The following is a 16,408-nucleotide window of genomic DNA, read 5'->3' on the forward strand; positions in this document are numbered from 1 at the left end:
TCTGAGGCCCGCCGTCTGTCGCACCTTTGCGCGATGGAAATGCCTTGCCAGCCACAGGAAAGCAGTTTGAACAGAGCGGAAAGCCGGTTCGGCGAATTGATTTTGGCGCGGTGTCGCGCCAGAGGAGGGGCTTGTTTCAGATTCGGGAAGCAGCTTAGGGGCGTCGGATGGAGGTCGACGTCGATCAAATCTGACCTCATCGGCTCTCTGGTGGCCCGGCCCAGGACAGCCACATAGTCTCGGGTCCGGAATGGCGAACCATTCAAAGCTACGTGCGAGCCATCGCGCCGCAATCGGGACTCGCTGCATAGCCCTTCCGGCCGACCCGCCACCGGAGATGAGGATCATGACCGACCATCGGGGCGTGGATCTGACCAGCTGAGACATTCACAATCCTTCACAATCCCGGCGGCAGACCAAGATCCAACAAGACCGTACAACTTAACGTTACGTCCGATTCAAGCCCTTTTAGGCAGCCTGTGTGAACGTAGCCAAGCTCTCAGGCTGTCGGAAACGGGCCGCCGGCCGGTCTGGTGTCGCACGCATTCAGCGCTGCGATTTGCGTTAAGAAAGTTCGTCATCTCCTTGAGATCAGGGTCGCTGCCGATGAGCCCATTGTCGGAAACGCTCGCTCTTTCGCGACCAAGTGCTCGCTGCCTTTGCAGCCGATTGCGCGCCTGACCTCCGCTGCGTGGTCATTGAATTGCTCAGTCACTTCTATCCGACGGCTGCCCCTGGAATGCCAAATGCGGCATCCGACTGATAGTTTTCGATCAGGTCGGCCTGGACGGGGGCGCAGCCTGTAGCCCTTGGGGGCGGGCGAGGAACGATCCCGCGAATGTTCCGGCGGCCGTCATCCAACGCACGTCGCGGTCGCTGACTTCGCTTGGCGCCGGGATTATCGCAGCGTCTGATAGAGGCGGTACAGCAGCCGCGCGCGAGGTTCAATCGACGAGATGTAGAGTTGCTCATAATGCGTATGCGCGCCCTTGCCGTCGACGCCAAGGCCGTCAAGGGTCGCGGTATGCGGCGCGGTGAAATGGCTATCGGAGCCGCCGCCGCTGAACGCGTCGAGCAGCTCGAAGCCAAGCTCGGCGGCAAGCTTTTTTGCGTGTTCGTAAAGCGCGGCACCGGCGCTGGTCTTCTCATATGGCGGACGGTTCAATTTGCCTAATACCTTCACGCTGACGCCCTCGGTGCGCGAGCTGATGCCGAGAATCTTCGGCACCAGCTCGTCAGCATGGGCCATGGTCGGGACGCGCATGTCGACTTGCGCATAGGCCAGTTCCGCGATCACGTTTGGCCTGGTGCCGCCGCGGACGAAGCCGACATTGACGGTGATGCCGCGTGTGAGATCGTTCATCGCCTCCAGCGTCTGGATCACATGGCCGAGTTCCCGGATCGCGCTGCGGCCGTCCTCGGGGCGCGTGCCGGCATGCGCGGGCGCCCCCTTGATGAATACGTCGAAGCGCGCGACGCCCTTGCGCCCCGTGATGACCTTGCCGCCGTCGCGCGCCGGCTCGGTCACCAGCACGTATTTGGCCTTGCGGCCCTCGGTCTCGATCAGCGCGCGCGAGGTCGGGCTGCCGATCTCTTCGTCCGAGACGTAGAGCTGGGTGATGCCGAGCGGTGGGCGTACGTCATCGGCGCAGATTTGCCGGAATGCGTGATAGGCGAGGTAGGCGCCGCCCTTCATGTCGTAGATGCCGGGGCCGAACGCACTATCGCCGTCGATCTTGAAGGGTAGCCGTTCGATGGATCCCATCGGATGAACGGTATCGAGATGGCTCAACACCAGAATGCCCGGTACGCCCTGCCCCCAAGAAGAGCGGGTGACCAAATGATCGCCGCAGCCGTCACGCCCCGCAACGCGCTCGACGCTGGCCGGCAGGTCGCGATAGCCTGCTGCGACGAGATCAGCCAGTTTGTTGATCTGATCGGGCCGCTCCGTCGGAGATTCGATCACGACCCAGCGGCGAATGCCCTCGAGAATCGGGGCGATTTCGAACGCGTTGCTGGACATAGTTGTCTGACGCCTTTGAATTCGATTGTCATCGCTTCCGCAAGATCATGACATCACCCATGTACTCACATCAGAATCGAGCCCGAGGATCTAGAGATTCGCCAACCGTTGTGACCCAGGGCATGCGGCTGGAGCCGATCTTGCTGCGGCAACCTACGCGCCTGTCGATTATAACTGAGCTGCCAAAGTTGGTAGTTTTCGACGGGATTATGCAGCCCCAAGAAGGCCGTACCGGAGTTGGCCGTTCTGGTGAGCTGTAATTGTTCTGATCAGGACCTTCCTGCGATATCCGCGCAAAGCGCATTGTCCTGACCAGATGACCCGCACGCGTCTCGACGCGGGAGGTCGCCGACCAGCGCCAGCATAGCACGACCGGCGAAGCGCCGAAATCGCCGGAGCTGAGGGGCCTTCAATACGAGCTCTAATCTGTGAAACCAGTCGCAGCTCGGGCGATTGTTCGATGACTGCCGCTGGAAGCGACCAGCGATTGAGGCCATCCACCGTTCTGCTCTCCCGACGCACTCAGTCGAGCAGTAACGTTCGAAGCGCGCCCCGCAAGTTGATCAATGGATTGCCATGGCCTTCTCGGGCCGAGATAATTCGTCCGATAAAGATGGTATGTGTCCCAAGCACCTTGTGGTCATACAAAACGCATTCGAGCGCGCAAAATGCGTTCGGCAATAGCGGTACATCGAGGACGCCCTGATTCCAGGGCGCCGTATCGAAGCGGTGAACGCCTTTCGCCCCCTCCCGACCGCCAAAACGCAGGGCAAGGTCCTCTTGGTCACTGCGGAGAATACTGACTCCAAAGCTGCCGCTGGCAAGGATCTCATCATGTGCCTCGGAGCAGGCATTGATGCCGACGACCAGGCACGGCGGCTCCATGCAGATGGATGTCACAGAACTCACCGTCAGTCCACGTCGTCCAGCTGCCGTTCCGGTCGTCACGATGGCGACACCGCTCGCCAGGCTTCGCATGGCCTGGCGGAACTCTGTCGGTTGGATAGACGGCATATCCCGAATCGCAGGAGAGAACTGGTGGCTCATGATCTGCCTCTGGAGTTGTACCCCACTTCTAGTGTCTCCACACCCAGAGACGACTTTGATCCCTATTGGGCCTGTAATGGGGTACCCGGTGTCGGAAATGCCTGACGAGTAAGCTCAGATTGAGACCGGATGTCCTCTGCATCAGCTACAATCATGACCGGACGGACGTGCAATATCTCGGCGCGTTACGCCGGATCGGCGATCGCAGCGGCAGAACTGAGAATTGCCGTCGTCACGTGTTTCAGTAGGACCCTCTTCAAGCAGAAAACCGCGCTGAGCGGCCAGCAACGCGCCAGTGCACATGGAGTCGTCGTCGCGATCCGACCAGCTGGGGCTGAAACCTCGCTGGACCCCCGTGCGGACGGGATGATGCCGATTGCGGTACCGGCGCGCGCCTGCCAGAGTTTCTCCGCGTAGACGGCATCGACCCACCTAATGCACGTTTAGGAGAACACGTTTTTTTGCCTCGAGAAGATGCTCATCGAGCGTCGCGTGCAGCGCACCCCGCAGCTCCGGCGGGATCGAGCTATCTGTATCGATCAATTCCCGAAACTTCCGAATGATGTGTTCTATCATTGCAACAGATCCGAGTGTTTCAATCTTCTGCCAGGACATCATCGATTGTCTCCTTTGGCGCGCAGCGAGCTTGGTCGCGTGTCCTCATCTCGGCAACCCCGGCTGCGACAGGCTCTCGTCGTTAAAAAAGTTGGATCTCCGGCCGCGTGCTCAGCGCGAATTGCTTTGATCAGGACGAGGGCAGGCGGCGCACGCTCCCTCAAATCCCGCAGAAGTGACGCGCATTCGCGGCCGCAATGTTGTCGCGCTCGTGAGCAGCAGTCTTGGTCGGAATACTGGAACATCGGCCAGCTCGGTTGTCACGCGTTCGAAACCGCGATCAGGCGCTTCAGTCGAGCGGCTGCGGCGCCGCGATCAAGTGATTCTTGTCCAAGTGCTACGCCTTCCTGCAGGGTCGAGGCCCGCCCGGCCGCGACCAATGCCGCCGCCGCGTTCAAAAGCGCGGCGTCGCGAAATCGACCTGGTTCGCCATCAAGCACATTTTGTAGCGCAACGGCATTAGCCTCGGCATCGCTGCTCTCCAGCGCGTCGTTGCGGCAGCGGGGGAGCCCGGCTTCTTCCGGCGTCACTTCGAAGGTGCGGACTGTACCGGCCTCAAGCGCAGCAACAAAGGTTGGACCGGTGAGGGTTATTTCGTCGAGCCCGTCCGAGCCATGAACAACCCATACCGACTCGGCACCAAGGTTCTTCAAGACGTACGCCAGAGGCTGCACCCATTCGGGAGAGAATACCCCAACGATCTGCCGCTTGACCCCGGCCGGATTGCACAGAGCCTCGATCAGATTAAAGATCGTGTGGGTTCCAAGTGCGCTTCGGATCTGCCCGACGCGCTGCCTCGCCGGATAATGGGCTGACGCAAACATGAAGCCGATGTCGGCTTCCTGCACACAACGTGCAATGGCCTCAGGTTTGAGATCGACCTTCACGCCGAGGCGCGTCAACAAGTCCGCGGCGCTTGAACCCGAAGACGCAGCGCGATTGGCATGCTTGGCGACAGGAATGCCGGCCCCGGCGACAATGAAGGAAGCACACGTCGACACGTTGACCGAATACATAAGGGTGTCGCTCATGCCAGCGATACCGATGGGGTCGCATGCCGCCTCGACCCGCGGCATTCTATTCCGCATCGCGGAGGCGGCGCCGGTGACTTCTTCGACCGTCTCGCCCCGGACCCGCATCCCCATCAACAAGCCACCGATTTGCGAGGGAGTCGCGTAACCCGACATCACGCTGTCGAAGGCTGACGCAGTTTCCTCACGCGTCAGAGTGGCGCCGGTGGCAACTTTGCCGATGATCGATTTAAGCGCTTCCATCGAACTTTACACATTCCTTGTCCAAACCTAGGGTTCTTTTCAACCAGGCATCGTTGAGACCCGGCACCCGTTGCCTTTGATGCAGCTGCCCGTCCCATCCGCAACGCGCCATGGCCTCATTGATGCTTGTGGCTGCAGTCGGTTGAGTGTGGGGCACCCTTGGCGAGGCTACAACCTGACGCTACGTGAGGGTCAAGCTCTCCATTTCGGTAGTGCCGTCGAGAGGAGATCGCTGGCCAGTTAGAGCACGGCAGTTGCTTGACGCCAGGACCGATGGCACTGTCTCGCGCCCGCTTGCCGCGTCCGCAGCGGCCTCTTTACCGCGGTGTTCCGGCCGGATCACCGCATCCTTCAAAGCCTTTTTAGCTTTCCGGCGCCGGCATCGTGGAGCGTTGAAGCTGCTTCCTCTAGCTGCTTCGAGGCTATCGGTGCTGAGTAGATCGAGGCCGATTCAGCTGGCTCTACAAAATATCCCGACCTGATTGTAAATGAAGGTCCGCAGGACAGCCTTCATAGAGCGATGGACGCGTCCCGTTGATCCGCCCGCGTGAGGCGGTGAGTCGCCCGTGTTCGGTCCTGTCTTACAGTCGAAATACGCCGTACTGCGGCGCGTCGATCGGCGCATTGAGCGAAGCGCTCAATGCGATTGCGAGGGCAGTTCTGGTGTCGACAGGATCAAGAATGCCGTCGTCCCAGATTTCCGAGGTCGCATAATAGGCACTTGACCGCTCGCGATATTCTTCAAGAATCGGCGCTCGAATGGCTGCCAATTCCTGGTCCGAGAGGCGCCCTCCGGCGCGAGCCAATTGTCTCGCCTTGACGTGGGTGAGAACTCCGGCGGCCTGCTCGGCGCCCATCGCAGATATCTGAGAATTCGGCCAGCTGAAAACGAATCGAGGATCAAACGCGCGTCCCGACATAGCGTAAGTTCCTGCGCCGTGCGAGCTATTACAAATGATCGTAAACTTCGGCACGGACGCTCCGGACACCGCCATGATCAGCTTGGCGCCGTCCTTGGTGATCCCACGCCGTTCATATTCGCGGCCAACCATAAAGCCCGTGACGTTCTGCAAGAACAGCAGGGGCGTCCGGTTCTTGTCGCACAGCTGAATGAAATGAGCCCCCTTTAGCGCGCTGTCGCCGAACAGCACGCCATTATTGGCAAGGATCCCGATCTGATATCCATGAAGCCGCGCAAAGCCGCACACGAGGGATGTCGCATAGCGCGGCTGGTATTCGTGAAATCGGCTGCCATCGACCAGACGAGCGATGATCTCTCGCATGTCGAACTGCGCTCGCGTGTCCTTTGGAATGATCCCGTAGAGTTCGGACACGCTATAGGCGGGCGGCTCGGGGGCTACTCGATCGATCGAGGTCTTCGCTGGTTGGTGGAAGCGAGCTACGACGTCGCGGGCAATCGCAATTGCGTGGATCTCGGAGCTTGCGAAGCAATCACTGGTCCCTGACACGCTGGTGTGCATGAGGGCGCCGCCAAGTTCTTCGGCGGACACTTGTTCGCCGGTGGCAGCCTTCACAACCGGAGGGCCGCCGAGAAAAATCGCTCCAGTACCTTCGACGATAATGTTGTATTCACTAAGCGCCGGGACGTAGGCCCCTGCCGCGGTGCAGTGGCCCATGACGACGGCGACCTGCGGCACCCCCATCTTCGAGAGAACGGATTGATTGCGGAGAATTCGACCAGCATGGTAGCGATCAGCAAAGAATTCCGCCTGCAAAGGCAGGAATCCGCCGGCGCAGTCGCACAGGTGAACTACCGGCAGACGGTTTTCGATGGCTATATCCAGGGCCCGCACGATCTTCTTGACCGAGAGCGGATACCATGCGCCGCTCTTCACGCTGGCATCGTCGGCGTGAACAATAACCTCTCGTCCCGCCACAATGCCGATGCCGACGACCTGGGCGGCGCCGGGCACCTCGCCGTCGTATGCCTTGTTAGCCGCCAGCGTCGAAAGCTCCAGGAACGGAGTTTCCGGATCGAGCAAGGCCGCGAGTCGCTCACGAACAAACAGTTTATTCTGGCGACGCAGCCGCTCAAAGTCCCGCTCGGGCCGGTGGAAGCGGGCAACGCGTTGGCGCTCCTTCAATTCGGCGGCAAGTTGTCTGTTGTGCAGGTCGTTGCGACGAAATTCCTGCGAGTTCACGTTCGCCACGGAACCGATCCGCTGCATTTCAGCCCTTCTTTGGAGAGCGTGACCAGCACAACGTCGTGCCCGAAGCTCTCACCTTCCTTGACGTGAATTCGATCGACGATGCCATCCTGTGGTGAACGTATGATCGTTTCCAGCTTCATGCTCTCAATTGTCATCAGTGCCATTCCCGCCGAGACCGATTGACCAGACGAAACTGTGATCGCAACAACAAAGCCAGGCATCGGCGCCCGGGCCACCAGCGCGTGAGTCTCGTTATTCCCGGAAGCGGACGCTCGCAACGGGTCATTGTAGCGCAAAATGCGCGTCCTGCCGCGGACGTGGAGGTGAATGAACTCCCCCTCGATGGCGAACCTGACCGGTTCGCTCTCGCCCGCAATGGTCAAGATGCCGCTGCTGTCGCTGCGATGGGTGAACGCGACAGGGGCAATCACCTGGTCTCGCAGATGAAGCCGGTAGCCCTGCTGGCTGGATGAAAGCCACAATTCATGATCTACGCCGTCGACCTCGAATGAGTGATGCACGTCAATTTCTCCAACTGCCGAGTGCTGCGTGAAGCTCGGGCACGGCGTCGGCCGCTTCGCGGACCGGTCTCGTCAGGAGAGCCGCAGATGCCAGGAACGCAGACATCCCGGCAGAAAAGGTCCCCGCTGCGAGATGTGGGTTTTCTTCCAGGTATCCCGTATGGAACTGACCGCTGAGAAATGCCTCGTCGCAAAGAATCCGGGCGAGCAAGCTCGCGTTGGTCTCGCACCCAAGTAGAACCAGTTCGCGAACCGCGCGATGGGCTTTCAGAGCAGCCTCTATGCGGCTCGGTGAATGCACGATGATCTTGGCGAGCATGGGATCGAACGCCGGCGTGATGTGCTGGCCTTGCATGATGCCGCTGTCGATCCGTACGCCATCCGGATACTCGAGAAGAAGTACTTTGCCGGTGGTCGGGACGTATCCGCGTTCGGGAGCTTCCGCGCAAAGCCTGAGCTCGATTGCGTGCCCATTTGAAACAATGTCGGACTGCGAAAGTGCAAGTTCGCGACCCGCTGCCGCATAGACTTGTTCGGCGATCAGATCGACGCCGGTGATCATCTCGGTCACCGGATGTTCGACCTGAAGGCGTGTATTCATTTCCAGAAAGTAGAACTCTCCGCCGCTGAAAATGAACTCGATCGTTCCTGCATTCTGATAGTTCGCTGCACGGGCGATGCCGACGGCGGTCTCGCAAATCCGGGTCCGCAATTCTGGTGATAGCGCTGGCGAGGGCGTTTCCTCGATGATCTTCTGGAAACGGCGCTGCACCGAACATTCGCGCTCGAAGAGATGGACCAGGTTACCGAAGGAGTCACCGAGCACCTGTACTTCAATATGTCGCGGGTTTTCGATATATCGTTCAACATAAAGTCGGCCATCTCCAAAGTAGCGACGCGCTTCACTGCTCGCCTGCTCGATGGCTGCCTCCAACGTAGAAAGGTCTCGTACAATCCGCATTCCCTTGCCGCCACCGCCCCCTGATGGCTTCACGAGCAAAGGAACTCCAATAGCCCGCGCTCTCGAAACGAATGTCGCCGGATCATCTTCCTCGATGGCGCAGGGTGCGACTGGAAAGCCGTTGCCTTGAACGAAATTACGGGCGCGGATCTTGTCGCCCATTAGCTCGATAGTTTCTGGAGCGGGTCCGATGAACGCAATGCCGGCGTTTATCACTGCCCTGGCGAATTCCGCACTCTCAGAAAGCATTCCATAACCCGGATGTAGCGCGCCGGCGTTCGCCTTGTGGGCGGCAGCGATGATCTGCGCGATGTCCAGATAGCTTGCGATTGGCGTGCGGCCGCTGATCGGAATAGCCAAGTCGGCCATTGAGACGGCCGGGCTTCCCGCGTCAATCTCGTGGTAGGCAATTGCAGAACGAAGTCCAAGCTTGTGCAACGTTTTGATGATACGTACGGCTATCTCACCCCTATTGGCGATCAGAACTGTATCGAAGGGTAATTTGTGCATTCGCCTATCCGGACAAGCGCGATTGAACCAGAGCGTCCGTCAATTGTGGGCGGCCATGCTCGTCACCTGACCTCGCGTGACCATCCTGCAGGTCAGGCTGGGACCACGTCTGGGCATGAGGCAAGCGAAACAGGCCGCCACATCCTTCACCTCGAGTCGCTGCTTCTCTTGTCGGTGTCTCGCACGGAGATCACGTAGCGACATTGCTGACTGAGGCTCGCTTGCTTGGATCTGAGGCAGGCAGTGATAGCGGTGCGATCTGGTATGTGGTTGCTACAAAGGCGGAACACGTCCTGAGTGCAAGCCTCTTTTTCTTCTGCGGTCGGCGTTTGATCGCGCGCGTTGACCGGCCCAGGGATTACAGCTGTCATTGCGAGGGCAAGAGCGATGGCGCAGTGGTAGATCTTGAGGCGCGAAGCCAACTGAGTGCGTTGATTTTGAGTCATGATATCCCTTCAACTCGGTGGGTCTGCGGTATTGTTGTTCCTGCGCGAAGCGCAACATGGCCTGTCAACCGGGAAACAGGCCGGAACTGTTTAAGTACGGTGCCCGCAAGCTCGTTCTCCCGCTTTCGCGGTCCTGCTGTACGGTGCTGGTCATCTGTCCGGCACGACAGAAACGAGACCCGCCGTAGTGGCGGCCCCCCCGCGAAGAAGGGAAGCACTGGCAGCTAAGCTGGCCCAGCAAGTGATCATTTTGGAGCTTCCCGTGATTGTGCGGTCGGTGCATGCCTGCGACGCCGGGTCGAAGGGGCCCGGGCCAGCTATCGCGAGGTAGAGAGATCAGGCAAAAGCCAGGTGCACTCAAACCATTGTTGATGATGCATGCGATCGTGCAGAGCGAACCATGATGGCGCGCGCCGAGGCTATGTTTGATGTAATCGCGCTTGTGTTCCACCTTATGTGAAGACGGCGGGTGGGGTATCTGGGATGGAGCCTTCGTCTTGCGTCCGTTCCGGTGAGGCTATGGCAGCGCCTGCCGTGCAGATCTTGAAACGCGCGATTTCGTTCAGCCGCGACAGGTGCAGCCTCCGATGAAGCGCGGACAAGGGTGCATCTGGAAGATCTTATAGCCCTTATTGGGTCGTGCCAGATGAGTTTAGATGTTTGAGACATTCGCAATTCTCATGACCTGTCTGGATTGTCGGAGGTGGTTCCCACTTGTCCAGGATCGTACAATCTAACGCTACGTGCGATTCAAGCCCCTTCGTGCGTCTGATCGTCTGAGGATGTCGGGGCTGTGCATTCTTCGTACGAACTTCGGCTGCAACGCGCACTTTGGTGTTTCGGAACAGCGGCTATGCATGGCGATTGTCCGCTTCGGCAACCGCGGCCACGAGCGTCGCTGTTACGTGATTATACGGAGCGCCGCTGTCGCATTTCTTTGATCTGCGAATTGCATGCTCGCGGCATGAATCCGAAAAGTACACTCTACCAGCCAGACCACTGGCGAGGCCGTGCGGAAGCAACGCGAAAGAAAGCGGAAGCACTCGCTGACGGCAAACCCAGAGACAGGCTGCTTAAGATTGCCATGGAATATGAGAACCTGGCTCGGCGTGCCCAAGTGTGGCAGACGCGCAGAGACGAGGACGATACGTGGCCTGAGCAAGAGCTGTAAAGCGTCGCTGCGGTTCGATAAAAACGCCCCAGCCGGTTGATAGCTACCCCCCAATGGCTAGGCAAATGTCGCTCAGCAGGCAATTCAGTGGCGCTTGCACGGGACAAGAGGCGGCACCATAGGGCGACGCATACCGACGGTCCTGTGCCGCGCTCCAGATCGCGACACGTACGTCGAGGGCTGAGCAGGCCGCCCAACGGCCACTTCAGGTCTACTCGTTTAGTCAGCTTCTCGAAAGCTAATCTTCTTACCATGAGGATGCTGGAGCCCTAGACCTGCATTTGCAGTCAATGCGTCGCGCTGAACGTAAAAGGCCGGATGCCATCCACGCGTGGCAGTGTTGAGCTGTGACAGGTCAGTGTTTGGCACTTCGTCGCGGCTGCAATCCAGGCCGGCAAGCTGGCGGCATATCAGCTTCGCCAATTCGAGAGCGTCATGCCTCGCTATTTCGTTTGCGTCGGTCGGAAGGGCGGATTTTATATCCAGGCAGCGGCGCTAGGTGTGGACTTGAACCAAGTCTGTGAAAGAGGTCTCCACGTGCGATTGATGGTGCGCATACGTCGCAGCCGCATGCGAGCGGCGTCCGAAGGTCCTCGCGCCTTTGCTATCGGCGAGATGATTTCAGAAGAACGCTCTGATGATCCAGTAGATACCGACCCAAAGCAGCGCATTTATGAGGAGTGCGGCCAGCGGCCACAGGTTCCACCGCCTTTGCGCCTGCCGGGAGCGACAATCGGCGCCGTAATGCTTGATCGTTGGGTGCTTTGGTGCGCGCCAATGCGTCATTTCATCAGACGCCGCGCTGGTCCACGGAAAAATGCCAGGCCTTTCATGCCTCGTATCACTCATAAATTCGCAGTCCTCTTTCAAAGCGCGATTATCAGAATCCTTGTTTGTTGCGCGGCGAGCATCCGGCCGATGATATGCTCGCGCATCGGCGGTACAGGGAGGTCGCGTTCCGTCACCACAGCAATCTGCATGCCACGACGGAGAAGTGCCGGCATCGCTTTGATAGAAGAAAAAGCGCGTCTGTCGACGTTGGCGACACGGAGTCGCTGCCCGTGGTCGGATTCGCGACGTCGACGTCTGAAAGACAACACCCGCATTAGCAGGAAAAGGGTGAGCGCTTCGCGAGCGCCATACCGGAAACAATGCGTTAGGAGTTGCATCGTAAGTGACGCGGGAAGATCGGCCGACGGTCGCAGTTGCAGTCAATGAGATCGAGTAATCATTGTCTCTGATCGTTAGCTTACAAGGAGGCAGCGAGATGGCAGGCGATCCGCTGAATGGTATCAGCTCGAAGACGGTTCATGCGAGGGATCCGCGGCTCTGGTGCGAGCCCGTGATTTGGCCCCATACAACTCAATCGTGGTCATATAGATGGCGCATTGGCACTGTTTCAGACCCGGCGAGAAGGTTGCGAATGATCAAGTACGATCTCGCGAAGCAGCAATATCGCCGCGAAGCGTCATCTGGTGCCGCCACTGGTTTTGCGAGCCATCATGGAATGTAGATTTCAAAGGCCATTATAGGGAGCATGCCATGATGACGATCGATTCATTGAAGACGAGGTGACGGGCCAAGAGCCGCCGATTTCATGTGCTCAAGCAGATCGCCATGAGACATGAATGGGCACGGGCACGAACGCTTGCTTGAAGCGCGAAAGCTCGATGGCAGATATTACTGGTGCTGATGCGCGCGCTCTGTTTGGCGATGTACGGCCAGCACTGGCTGGCATCGATGAGCAAGATGCTTCGCATGACAGGGGCTCGAAGACGCAGTTGTCCGGTGAGCGAACCCGTCGGGCTACCAAGAGCGGGAAGGTGCAATCCGCGGGCTGAGTCGCCATCGCTCAGATCGTGCACGGCTCATAGTCAGGCAATCGGCGGCCCCTGAGAGCGGTCGTCGGCCACAATGCGAGCGTTAGAAGATTAATAACAGGAGAACGAGTGATGATGGACATCTGCAGCTTTCTCGAATGGTTCGCTGAAGAGTGGCATAGGAACACTCGGCCGAGGACCGAGCCGGTTGATGAGTTGCGAGACAACGTCATCTACGTCGAGTTCAAGGCCATCCGAGAGGCAAAGGAGGCGGCGTGCGAGCGCAGATCATAGAGAAGCTGGAGGCCGGTCGCGTGCAATACGGCCAGTTCGCTACCCTTCCGGGATCAGGCCCTTGCGGCCTGTTCTTTGTGCAGGGGCCTTGCGGGTGTGAACTCAAGATAACTGGATTAGTCCGTCCTGGCTGGGAGCATGTCGCTGTCTCGACGCCGCGGCGCTGTCCGAATTGGGACGAGATGTGCTTTGTCAAAGACCTGTTCTGGGATGAAGAGGAGTGCGTCATGCAACTGCATCCGCCACATTCGCAGTATGTGAATAACAGCCGATATTGCCTGCACCTGTGGAGACCCACTCATCGGGACATCCCAATGCCGCCGCCGAGCTTTGTAGGCATCGTTGGGCTAGGGCCATCAGAAGCGGCAATGTTGTTTGCGCAGATGAGCGCGACAGCATGATGAGCTGAGTTAACGATATCCGAGCGGAAGATGAGGCCGAGCGGCTGCAGAAGCACCGGTTCGGCACCGCCGGAATGAGGCGTCGCAAGCGGATATATGTCAGGACCGATCGCCTGTTGCAGTTTGCAGGGGTGGCTGAGCTGAATTCGCTGCTGTCAATAAGGAGCCGCTGACAGTGCACTGATCCTGTTCAAGTGATGTCTCGTATGTCACCACGCCCCGCCTCGGCCACCTGACTGCATCCGGAATTGCTCAAGCTAGGCCTGCCGGTCGCTGTGCAAGAGCCGTTAGCTCGTCGACCACTACCCCGCATCTGGAGCGGGGCTGGTGAACAGAGACGGTCGAGTCACCAAATAGCCAGCTGGGGCGGTAGCTTCTCCAAGCTTATCTGGTTGTCAGCTCGTCGTCAGCTTGCCGCGAATATCATTCGCAGGCAGGGTGTAAGCAGCCCGCGCTCGCTCTGACGAAACGTACGCTGAAGAGGCCGGCGAACCATGTATAATCGAGTTAGTGGCCAATCCACGCGCCCTAATCAAACTGACGAACCGAGTCAGGTAGACAGTAGCGAATTTGCGCAAACACTGACGGATCTCGCTCAACGGGAGAGCCCGCCATCTGGGGAATTGTCCGACAAAATGGGGCTCTGCTGCAGCAAGCCACATACCTCCGATGCAAACATTTACAGTCCAAGCGCCTCGGACCCCAGCACATCCTCTCTGTCCTCCCGCTCAAATCCATCCTCTCCAGCGAGGCCTATCCGTCCTCTGTTCGAATACAGGACTGCTGAATTGCCCGAGGCCAATGTCAACGGAATCTGCGTCGGATTGGCAGCGGAGTGGCTCCTCAATCTCCCAAGCAGCCCTTCATCCCGGATGAGGGCGCTGCGCCCGGGTACTCAAAATCACAGCTCGGCGGCAGTGCGGCAGCAGCGGTATGAAGACCTCAAGATTCTGTTGCGAAGCGATAGGGCGGAAGGTTCTCACAACCTTCAGGCAAAAAGCACGATGTTACGCGAAGCCGGCCTAGAGCCGTCCGCCGAACAGACGCGATATAGGTTTGGTACATCTTCGCGCATTGACCAGATCGTGAACGAGGTCACCGGCGATCCATCGATCTATTTGGTCGGCTTGCGTTTCGCCGGAGGTGGCGCCCACACAATCGCAACGTCGACATCGAATGGAATGACAACCCTCTTTGATCCTAACTATGGAGAATTTACTGTTCGGTCAGATCAGATGGGTGAGTTGTTCAAAAGTCTCGCCGATCGTTACAGCAACCTGAACGGATATGATATATCGACAGTCGTCACACAAAGGATGACGTGAGCGTTTCGGGGAGTCCGACGGAACCTTGCCGATGCCCACGCGCGGATCCTTTCGCGATCGATACTGGAACAGCCGCATCGCCTCCGACAATGCAACACCACGGCCGGGAACACGGATTTTGCCGCCCTGAACGTGCGCCCGACGTCATACCGGACCTCGCCGCGGCCCGTCAGATGTTGGAGCGGTACGCTTTGACGGAAGCTAGAAAGTACTGCAGCGAGGGGTCGAATGTTCAGAGATAGACGCTGGCCGCACTCAGGTTGATGAGCTCGTGCCTCGCGCGTCAAAGCGTGAATGGCCTGCGCTTGCACAAGTGGGACCGATGGCCCGTTAGAGCTTGCTGAAAGCAGGCTAAGCTCCTCGTGTGGGTTTCGATGCCTCACGCCCCCCTTGCGCTCAGGGCTAAGAGCGGGCACCAGGCATCCCCATAGCCGGCACAAGCTGTATTTCGTCTGCTTCGGAATGATCGCCGGCCTCTTCTCTACTGACGTCGCCAGCCAAACAGGTGCTGCGGCGGCAATGCATGCCGTCGCACCACCGAACGAACCGAGTCGACGCTCGCCACGAGCTCCGCAACAATCCGCGCCTTGTCCTCGTCGCTGCACTTTCGCTGACGTCCGGCTCCGGTGAAGTCCTCAAGCTTCGAACCGACTCAGTGATGACACTATGCCCTGTGTTCGTTCTAAGCCTCACGGTTCAAACAAACCGTCAGCGATGTCCCAAGCCTTATCCATATCTCTTTGGAATTGGTCCAGCTTTGCACCGAGCTGGACTAGAAGGTCATTTGACAATTTACTTCCCGAATAATGCGAGGTGAGCCCCCTCCGAGGAGCGGGCGCAAGCTGGCTATTAAGCTTGATCTGGAAGACCGTGGCCCGGTGGCTTGGATATGATCCCAGTCTCACACCGGAAGCAGCGCGGGCGCGACTCGGCGCTGGTCGGGCTGGATGGATCAGACGCTGTCCCTGCCACGCCCGCACTACTGATTGAAGTTAGCAGAAACGTGACTCGGCGCCCAAAAAGCCCCACGCATACACAGGGCAAGCGCTGTCCCTACCACGCGCCGCTAACTTCAACGGCGTTGTACGCGGACTAGCTTTCCGAAAGCTGACGAAACCCGACGCGATTCAGAAAACGAAAAGCGGCCGGTGTGGGTCGATGCCCTCTGTCTGGAACCCACCATCTGGCCGGCGGATCGCCCAATGCGGTTGTCAGGCCTGAAGCCCCCGATCACTACCAGTGTCGATTACCGCCGCCGCTAGCTAGCGCATCCGCCGTGCTCGGATCGACCAAGTTGTCGTTGGCGCCGTGCCGGTAAAGACGGACTGCACATTCAGGTAGAACGTAAGCGTCGTTTCTCCAGGCTCTTTGAAGGCTTGAGCTCGGTAGACCCAGGGCAGTAGCTGGTCGGTGTCGCCGTTTGGATGCCCGTTGACGATTCTTGTCAGGACGTCGGTGAGATAGGCGAGCGGATCGACGTTGATCTTGCAAGTCTCGACCAAGGTTGCGACGACGGCCCAACGTTCGGCGCCCCCGTCGGGTCCGGCAGCATGCTCTCGCGCACCAGGATCGCAAGTCCTTCCATCCCCGTGCGGAAGTCTACCGGCTTGGTCGCCACCATCACCCGGACCGCACCCGACGGACCGATCACCGGCTCGCCTTCAGTGCCTGGACGATCGACGCAATCATTGTCGTATCCGCACCACGGCCGGCCCGGATCGTGATCGATCTCGATGATCCCGGCATCGCAACGGCGAGCCCGGGAATCCGCTGTGGCCTTGCAGCGCGCTACTTTGCGCTCCCGGCCAAGAGCGGGCGCCGGCATCACG

12 protein-coding genes and 2 pseudogenes are annotated in these 16,408 nt (G+C 58.9%); 4 read left to right on the forward strand and 10 right to left on the reverse strand.

The features are described 5' to 3' along the window. Positions 1 to 898: 898 nt before the first annotated feature. Positions 899 to 2,023 (reverse strand): M20 family metallopeptidase, encoded by a 1,125-nt coding sequence (locus AAE027_RS19595; protein WP_370987056.1) that lies wholly within the window; start codon positions 2,021 to 2,023, stop codon positions 899 to 901. Positions 2,024 to 2,545: 522 nt separating this feature from the next. After that, positions 2,546 to 3,070, reverse strand: coding sequence for a flavin reductase family protein (locus AAE027_RS19600; RefSeq protein WP_370987055.1), 525 nt, complete (start codon positions 3,068 to 3,070; stop codon positions 2,546 to 2,548). 153 nt (positions 3,071 to 3,223) lie between these two features. Between AAE027_RS19600 and AAE027_RS19605 the strand changes: the two genes are divergently transcribed. Further along, positions 3,224 to 3,487, forward strand: coding sequence for a hypothetical protein (locus AAE027_RS19605; RefSeq protein ID WP_370987054.1), 264 nt, complete (start codon positions 3,224 to 3,226; stop codon positions 3,485 to 3,487). A 15-nt stretch (positions 3,488 to 3,502) separates the two neighbouring features. Here the strand turns inward: AAE027_RS19605 and AAE027_RS19610 are convergent, their stop codons facing one another. The 5 genes from AAE027_RS19610 to AAE027_RS19630 form a co-directional block, all read right to left on the reverse strand. After that, the gene (locus tag AAE027_RS19610) at positions 3,503 to 3,688 is read right to left on the reverse strand and encodes a hypothetical protein (RefSeq protein WP_091886436.1); all 186 of its coding nucleotides are present in this window, start codon (positions 3,686 to 3,688) and stop codon (positions 3,503 to 3,505) included. Positions 3,689 to 3,945: 257 nt separating this feature from the next. Continuing rightward, positions 3,946 to 4,959 (reverse strand): anthranilate phosphoribosyltransferase, encoded by a 1,014-nt coding sequence (trpD, locus tag AAE027_RS19615; protein ID WP_370987053.1) that lies wholly within the window; start codon positions 4,957 to 4,959, stop codon positions 3,946 to 3,948. Between the two features lie 581 nt (positions 4,960 to 5,540). Then, positions 5,541 to 7,148 (reverse strand): acyl-CoA carboxylase subunit beta, encoded by a 1,608-nt coding sequence (locus AAE027_RS19620; RefSeq protein ID WP_370987052.1) that lies wholly within the window; start codon positions 7,146 to 7,148, stop codon positions 5,541 to 5,543. Beyond that, positions 7,118 to 7,651: an acyl-CoA carboxylase biotin carboxyl carrier protein subunit gene (locus AAE027_RS19625; RefSeq protein ID WP_370987051.1), complete on the reverse strand. Its 534-nt coding sequence runs from the start codon at positions 7,649 to 7,651 to the stop codon at positions 7,118 to 7,120. Before AAE027_RS19625 ends, AAE027_RS19620 begins: the two co-directional genes overlap by 31 nt. Position 7,652: 1 nt before the next feature. Further along, positions 7,653 to 9,122, reverse strand: coding sequence for an acetyl-CoA carboxylase biotin carboxylase subunit (locus AAE027_RS19630; protein WP_370987050.1), 1,470 nt, complete (start codon positions 9,120 to 9,122; stop codon positions 7,653 to 7,655). A 3,569-nt stretch (positions 9,123 to 12,691) separates the two neighbouring features. Between AAE027_RS19630 and AAE027_RS19635 the strand changes: the two genes are divergently transcribed. The 3 genes from AAE027_RS19635 (at position 12,692) to AAE027_RS19645 (ending at position 14,579) form a co-directional block, all read left to right on the forward strand. Next, entirely contained in the window at positions 12,692 to 12,853 is a 162-nt protein-coding gene (locus AAE027_RS19635) for a hypothetical protein (protein ID WP_479714230.1), read from the forward strand. A 77-nt stretch (positions 12,854 to 12,930) separates the two neighbouring features. Next, a complete protein-coding gene (locus AAE027_RS19640; RefSeq protein WP_433995560.1) occupies positions 12,931 to 13,254 on the forward strand; it encodes a DUF7694 domain-containing protein in 324 nt (107 codons plus the stop codon). A gap of 635 nt (positions 13,255 to 13,889) precedes the next feature. Next, positions 13,890 to 14,579 carry a YopT-type cysteine protease domain-containing protein gene (locus tag AAE027_RS19645; protein WP_479714236.1) on the forward strand — a complete coding sequence of 230 codons (690 nt, stop codon included), beginning with the start codon at positions 13,890 to 13,892 and terminating at the stop codon, positions 14,577 to 14,579. A gap of 481 nt (positions 14,580 to 15,060) precedes the next feature. On the opposite strand, the gene AAE027_RS19650 is transcribed toward AAE027_RS19645, so the two are convergent. The 3 genes and pseudogenes from AAE027_RS19650 to tnpB all read right to left on the reverse strand — a co-directional run. Continuing rightward, the gene (locus AAE027_RS19650; RefSeq protein ID WP_370987175.1) at positions 15,061 to 15,144 is read right to left on the reverse strand and encodes a hypothetical protein; all 84 of its coding nucleotides are present in this window, start codon (positions 15,142 to 15,144) and stop codon (positions 15,061 to 15,063) included. An 814-nt stretch (positions 15,145 to 15,958) separates the two neighbouring features. Beyond that, a pseudogene (locus AAE027_RS19655) lies at positions 15,959 to 16,126 on the reverse strand (transposase domain-containing protein); the annotation flags it as partial. Further along, positions 16,117 to 16,230 (reverse strand): annotated as a pseudogene (gene tnpB / locus AAE027_RS19660) (IS66 family insertion sequence element accessory protein TnpB); the annotation flags it as partial. The pseudogenes tnpB and AAE027_RS19655, both read right to left, overlap by 10 nt. Between the last annotated feature and the right edge of the window lie 178 nt (positions 16,231 to 16,408).

The organism is Bradyrhizobium sp. DN3 (genome assembly GCF_041357655.1).
In the GTDB taxonomy this organism is placed as follows: domain Bacteria; phylum Pseudomonadota; class Alphaproteobacteria; order Rhizobiales; family Xanthobacteraceae; genus Bradyrhizobium.

Excerpts from the sequence above, each read along its gene's own strand:
- AAE027_RS19595 (WP_370987056.1), bottom strand. The coding sequence starts at position 2,023 with ATGTCCAGCAACGCGTTCGAAATCGCCCCGATTCTCGAGGGCATTCGC.
- AAE027_RS19600 (WP_370987055.1), bottom strand. The coding sequence starts at position 3,070 with ATGAGCCACCAGTTCTCTCCTGCGATTCGGGATATGCCGTCTATCCAA.
- AAE027_RS19605 (WP_370987054.1), top strand. The coding sequence starts at position 3,224 with ATGACCGGACGGACGTGCAATATCTCGGCGCGTTACGCCGGATCGGCG.
- AAE027_RS19610 (WP_091886436.1), bottom strand. The coding sequence starts at position 3,688 with ATGATGTCCTGGCAGAAGATTGAAACACTCGGATCTGTTGCAATGATA.
- trpD (WP_370987053.1), bottom strand. The coding sequence starts at position 4,959 with ATGGAAGCGCTTAAATCGATCATCGGCAAAGTTGCCACCGGCGCCACT.
- AAE027_RS19620 (WP_370987052.1), bottom strand. The coding sequence starts at position 7,148 with ATGCAGCGGATCGGTTCCGTGGCGAACGTGAACTCGCAGGAATTTCGT.
- AAE027_RS19630 (WP_370987050.1), bottom strand. The coding sequence starts at position 9,122 with ATGCACAAATTACCCTTCGATACAGTTCTGATCGCCAATAGGGGTGAG.
- AAE027_RS19635 (WP_479714230.1), top strand. The coding sequence starts at position 12,692 with ATGATGGACATCTGCAGCTTTCTCGAATGGTTCGCTGAAGAGTGGCAT.
- AAE027_RS19645 (WP_479714236.1), top strand. The coding sequence starts at position 13,890 with ATGGGGCTCTGCTGCAGCAAGCCACATACCTCCGATGCAAACATTTAC.